This is a genomic window from Mesorhizobium sp. PL10 (genome assembly GCF_053714315.1).
Window position 1 is genome coordinate 1 of record NZ_JBSKBR010000076.1, and the last position, 5,749, is coordinate 5,749.

The 5,749-nt window shown below is 59.2% G+C and carries 3 protein-coding genes and 3 pseudogenes; all 6 read left to right on the forward strand.

Going from position 1 to position 5,749, the window contains the following annotated elements; translation table 11 throughout:
* Positions 1 to 197, forward strand: a pseudogene (locus ACWGTO_RS32495) (hypothetical protein); the annotation flags it as partial.
* Positions 198 to 526 (forward strand): annotated as a pseudogene (locus ACWGTO_RS32500) (hypothetical protein); the annotation flags it as partial.
* Between the two features lie 840 nt (positions 527 to 1,366).
* Positions 1,367 to 2,290: a formylglycine-generating enzyme family protein gene (locus tag ACWGTO_RS32505; RefSeq protein ID WP_454578809.1), complete on the forward strand. Its 924-nt coding sequence runs from the start codon at positions 1,367 to 1,369 to the stop codon at positions 2,288 to 2,290.
* A gap of 154 nt (positions 2,291 to 2,444) precedes the next feature.
* Positions 2,445 to 4,799 (forward strand): arylsulfatase, encoded by a 2,355-nt coding sequence (locus ACWGTO_RS32510; protein ID WP_454578810.1) that lies wholly within the window; start codon positions 2,445 to 2,447, stop codon positions 4,797 to 4,799.
* Positions 4,800 to 5,247: 448 nt separating this feature from the next.
* A complete protein-coding gene (locus tag ACWGTO_RS32515; RefSeq protein ID WP_454578811.1) occupies positions 5,248 to 5,376 on the forward strand; it encodes a hypothetical protein in 129 nt (42 codons plus the stop codon).
* A 173-nt stretch (positions 5,377 to 5,549) separates the two neighbouring features.
* A pseudogene (locus tag ACWGTO_RS32520) lies at positions 5,550 to 5,633 on the forward strand (ABC transporter permease); the annotation flags it as partial.
* Between the last annotated feature and the right edge of the window lie 116 nt (positions 5,634 to 5,749).

Sequence of the window (5,749 nt, forward strand, 5' to 3'; positions counted from 1 at the left end):
GCGATGCCTGCCGTCTGACGGTAGAACTGCTGAGCCTGGCCCATGAGCGCAATGTCGAGGCCGCACTCGCTCACGCCATCCAGGGCGACCTCGACTCTCGATCACCCCCCATGGGACACGTTCGCGGTCTATCTTCATCAGAGCGAGCTAACCCGACGACAGCAAGGCAAAAACACGCTCGTTTCCGCATAGATTGAGAGGTGGAAGCTCAGATTTCTAAGGCCGAATTGGCCGCCGCTATCTCCGCCGACCCCTCCCTTTGCCCGATCCCGACAGTCGAGGCGCCGTCGGAGGCCGAAGCAACAGCGGCGTACCGCAAAGCTCATGCGGCGTCTCCCCTCGTTTGGGACAGAAAACAATATGCCAGAAATTTCTGTGGCGCTCGGACAAATGCGACAAAACCGGTTCTGACCCAGGGGTCGCCTGCATGACCTCAGTCAAAATTTCGCCTGGGGCGCAGCCTATCCAAAGGATTGTCGGCTTTGCCAAATCAGCATCCGGCGAGTGGATCGCGAGCATCAATTAAATCGTAGCGAAACCCGCGTGAGGCGGGCCTTTTCCCGGTTCCCCGCACAGAAATATGTCGAGGCTTGACGCGCAGATTGCTGTGGCGATCGGCGGTGCTGAGCCCGGGTACTCCTTCAATGGTTCAGCACAGCCGACAATATCGAGATAGCGGGTCACCTCCTCATCAACCAGGAGATCGCCCATCTTCCGGTGGCCCTTCACTCTCAAGAGTTACAATCTGGTCCGCTATCGATGCCACCTGTTGATCATGCGTGATAAAGAGTACCCTACCCTCCGCAGAAAGCTCTCTGATCAGCCGTAAGATCTCTTCCGGAAGCTCGCGGGAGCCCGTGTCATATCTTAAGCTCCGGATCTCATAATGCGTTAGTCGGCAGCACTGATGAGAGCAACCGCATTGTGCGTATGGCCACCGATTGGGAATATTATATCTGCATCAGCGTTCAGACCAGTGTCTGCTTTCTTTTTAATCGCTATGAATTTTGTAGAGTTAAGCGGTGGCCGTGCTAGCGGCAGCGTATGTTATCAGGAATATCGCTTATGCCCAATCCGACCGTCGTTAGTCTTTCCGGCAATTTCCATCGTCCTTCCAAGACAAGATCGCTCGTCACCAACGTCGCTGGGAGTATCAGCCATCAATATGGGCTCACGTCTGAAATCTATGATCTGATCGATGTGGGAGAGTCCCTCGGCTCCCGCCATGCGAGTGACCTTAGTTCTGCCGCCACGATCTCGCACAGGTTCTGACGGCATGACGAAGAGGTCGGTTCATCGACAGACGACGGGTGCTTCATCCGCTGTCTTGACGTCCCTATCGCCTGCCTCACTTCCGACAGATGGGATGATGTGGATTCCGGGTGGCGCCTTCACCATGGGGTCTGAGAGGTTCTATCCCGAAGAAGCGCCGCCACGACGCGTATCGGTCGACGGCTTCTGGATAGACGCCACGCCGGTAACCAATCGGCAGTTCGCCGAGTTCGTCGCGGCAACCGGCCACGCCACGGTTGCGCAGGTTGCGCCCGATCCGAAACAGTACCCCGGCATGGCAGAAGAGATGGCGCACCCGGGATCGCTCGTCTTTCACAAGACGGTAGGCTTGGTCGGCACATCCGATTTCAGCAACTGGTGGCAGTTTGTGTTCGGCGCCGATTGGCGCCACCCGGTCGGGCCTGACAGCGACATCGATACGCTAGATCTATGGGACCACCCGGTCGTGCAGGTCGCCTACTCCGATGTGGAAGCTTACGCCAAATGGGCGGGCAAGGACCTGCCGACCGAAGCGGAGTTCGAGTTCGCTGCAAGAGGGGGCCTGGATGGAAAGGATTACGCCTGGGGTGACGAACTGGCGCCGGGCGGCGCGATGATGGCCAACTACTGGCAGGGGTTGTTTCCGGTCGCGAACCAGATGCTCGATGGCTGGGAGCGCACGTCGCCGGTAAGCAGCTTCCCGCCCAACGGGTATGGCCTCTTCGACATGATCGGCAACACCTGGGAGTGGACACGGGACTGGTGGGGTGAGCGCCCCTCGATCCCAAGCAAGGGCGCAAAGCCTTCCTGCTGCTCACTCAGCAATCCACGTGGCGGTACGCGCAAGGACAGTTTCGATCCCTCCCAGCCTGGCGTTCGCATCGGTCGTAAGGTGCTCAAGGGCGGCTCGCACCTATGTGCGGCAAACTACTGTCAGCGTTATCGCCCTGCCGCGCGTCACCCAGAAATGATCGACACGTCGACATCGCATATCGGCTTCCGGTGTGTGCGGCGGTGAAAGAGAAGTCCTGCCCGGCGCTTGCGCAAAAGCATTCTCGGTTACGCCCCGGCTCCTCCGCTGATGCGAACTTAGGATAATTTGAAGATCGAAAAACCTTCAGGACAATTCCATTCGATTTGTCCTGATTGATCGACAGCGAAGGAGAGTTATTTTGCGCAGGAAGAAGTATTTACTGGGAACCTTGCTGGGTGGACTGGTTCTAACAGCCGGTTGGCGCGTAGACGCCATCGCGGCGGGGGGGCTGCCGCGTGAGCCGTCGCTCTTGGCCGGCAAGACAGATCCGGGCGTCAATAAGTCTGTCCCGAGTTCGCTCGAGGAAGTAAAGGCTCCTAAGGGGGCTCCCAACGTGATCGTCATACTTCTCGATGATGTCGGCTTCAGTGCCTCCTCCGTTACGGGAGGACCTGCGGCCGCCCCCAATCTCGAGCGATTGGCGCGTGAAGGGCTGCTTTACAACAACTTCCATGTCAACGCGTATTGCTCACCCACCAGAGCCGCGCTCCTGACCGGCCGCAACTCGCACCAGGTGGGCTTCGGCACCTTCACCCAAGGCGCGGATGCCGCACACCCGGGATATAACAGTCTCTGGCCCAAGAGCGCCGCTTCGATAGCAGAAGTGCTGAAGGGCAATGGCTATTCGACTGCAGCGTTCGGCAAGTGGCACAATACGCCCGTATGGCAGACGAGCCCGGTCGGTCCGTTCGATCGGTGGCCCACCGGTCTGGGGTTCGAGTATTTCTACGGCTTTCTGGAAGGAGCCGACAGCCAGTGGACGCCGGCATTGTACCGCAATACGGTCGCAGTCGAGCCGTCGACCACCCCCAGTCAGGGCTATCATCTGACGACCGATATGGCCAACGACGCGATCACCTGGCTACATCAGCATGATGCACTTGCGGCGGACAAGCCGTTCTTCCTGTACTTCGCCCCTGGCGCCACCCACTCGCCTCACCAGGTCAGCGAGGAATGGATCGCCAAGTACAAGGGCAGGTTCGATGCCGGTTGGGACGAGTTGCGCAAGCAAACTTTCGAGCGGCAGAAAAAGTCCGGGATCATACCGGCCAATGCCAAACTGACGCCGCGGCCCGAGGAACTGCCGGCGTGGGATTCGCTGACACCCGAGGAACGAAAGCTCCTGAGCCGCCAGGCGGAGGTCTACGCGGGGTTCTTCGAACAGACCGATCACGAGATTGGCCGCCTGCTTCAGGCTGTCCGCGATGAGGGGCAGTGGGACAATACGCTCGTCCTCTACATCATTGGCGATAACGGCGCGAGCGGCGAAGGCAGCCCGCTGGGCAACGATGCTCGCACATTGGATGGAGAGTATGCCTCGGTCGAGGAGCGCTCCAAGATCAAGCTCGGCAGCAACCAATACTTCAACAACTATGCGTCGGGCTGGGGCTGGGCCCTTGATGCCCCGTTCCAGTGGGCCAAGCCGGTGTCAGCATTCCTGGGCGGGACCACCGACCCGCTCATCGTCTCCTGGCCAGCCCGGCTGCGCGGCACCACGGGCGTTCGCGGGCAATTCCAGCATGTGACCGACATTGCACCGACCATTTACGAGGCTGCGGGCATCTCGGCTCCAGAGCAGATAAACGGTGTGAAGCAGACCCCGCTGGAAGGTCAGAGCCTGGCCTATACCTTCGCTGCGCCGCAGGCGCCATCGCGTCATACGCAGCAGTATTTCGAGACAATAGGAAGCCTTGGCATCTACAAGGATGGCTGGTGGGCCGGGAAGATGAACCGGCTGCCTTGGGGTTCGGGCAAGGATGATCGCAAAAACGATCATCCTTGGGAATTGTACAACCTGGCGACGGATTACAGTCAGGCCCACAACCTCGCTTCCACCAATCCGACGAAGCTAAAAGAGTTGGTCGCCCTGTTCGACAGTGAAGCACGCCGGAACAATGTTTATCCGCTCGTGGAAGGCAGATTACCGGGAACTCGCAAGCTGGGGGGTGGACGAACGCACTTCGTGTTCCGACAGGGCGTCGAACGTATCCCGGGAAAAGTTATTGACTTCTCGGGCTATCGTGGGGCCACCATCAACGCCGATGTCACGATTTCGAACGACAAGACTGAAGGCGTCATTATCGCAAATGGTGGGACGCAGATGGGCTACACGCTCTATGTCCAGGACGGCCGTGCGGTTTTCGAAACCAACACCTCCAGCCACCCGGACGGCAAGATCGTTTCCAAGCCACTCGCGCCGGGAGCACGACACATCACAATTGAAGCGAAGTTCGAGCCCGACGCGCCTGATGATCCGAAGAAACCGGGTGGCCGAACCAAAGACTTCTTCACGTCGGGTGGCGGCGGCAAGGGCACCATCGAGATGGTCATCGACGGGGTGCCCCAGGGGCAGGCCAGGATCGCTAATCTGGCTAATGGATATCTTGAGACCCTGGATGTCGGCAAAGACTTGGGATCACCGGTCAGCCAGGCGTACCAAATGCCCTTCGCGTTCAACGGAACGATCGATAAAGTCACGATCGACTTGAACTAAAGGCCCTTCTCGCCCTGCCTGTCTCCAAAATGCAGGATGAGGCTGCCGCAAACATACGGCGCGGCAGCCTCAGGTGAAATTAGTCTTCTGTCAGAGCTAACAGCCGCCGTGCTTGGTTCGCGCGTTTCGTCGTCCCCGATAATTTTCGCAGCGTTGGCGTGACACCGATCTAGATCCCGTGACGTATTCTCGGCCGCTGCGCGATTCTGATCGCGCGTCTCGTCCCGGCGCTGCTCGACCTCGCGCAAACGCGGCGCTCGCACTTCGCCGCCTTGCTCTAGGGTGCAACCGCTTCTCGAGCCGCCACTTTCATGCGGGCCGTTTCTGGCGTCGCGTGCCCATATTTCTTGTTGATCGCCGCTTCCATCGCGGCGACCTGTTTGGCGCCGGGGTTTGTGCTCTTGTCCCGTAGGCGCCCCTCGTCGCCTCCCTGGATGGCTACATCACCATGGGCGGCGAAGACGAGGCAGGTGAGTATGTCGAAGAGAACGGCAAAGCCTGGCAGGCGACACCTGGCGCGATCGAATGGTTGGCGGAAGCGATCAGGAAACTGAAACCACGGAAACGCGGGCGATAAACCGAGAACTTACCTGCGCACAAAGGCGCATGGCGGCCAATTACACGCGTTGGTCATCAATGCCGGCATTTCGCCGAATGACGGCAACAGCCGCTGAACTCGATCGACACGCCGATGCATGTTTGACGCGACGTCTTCCAGGTTAATTTCTTCGCGCCGAATGCTTGCGGCCGCTGGCCGTGATCACGGGCCTTTCCCGCATCGGCGACAGCTTGATCGAAGGCCCAGTCCAGATCAAGCGCGGTGTTTCGACCTTGGTCCGAGCGGGCGTGTTAGAAAACGGAGGCCTGTGGACGCGGGTTTTTGCTGCCCGGTCAGCTTCTCGACAGCTGATTGCGACAGCTTGTTGTTTGGCGTGCGAGCCCAATCCATT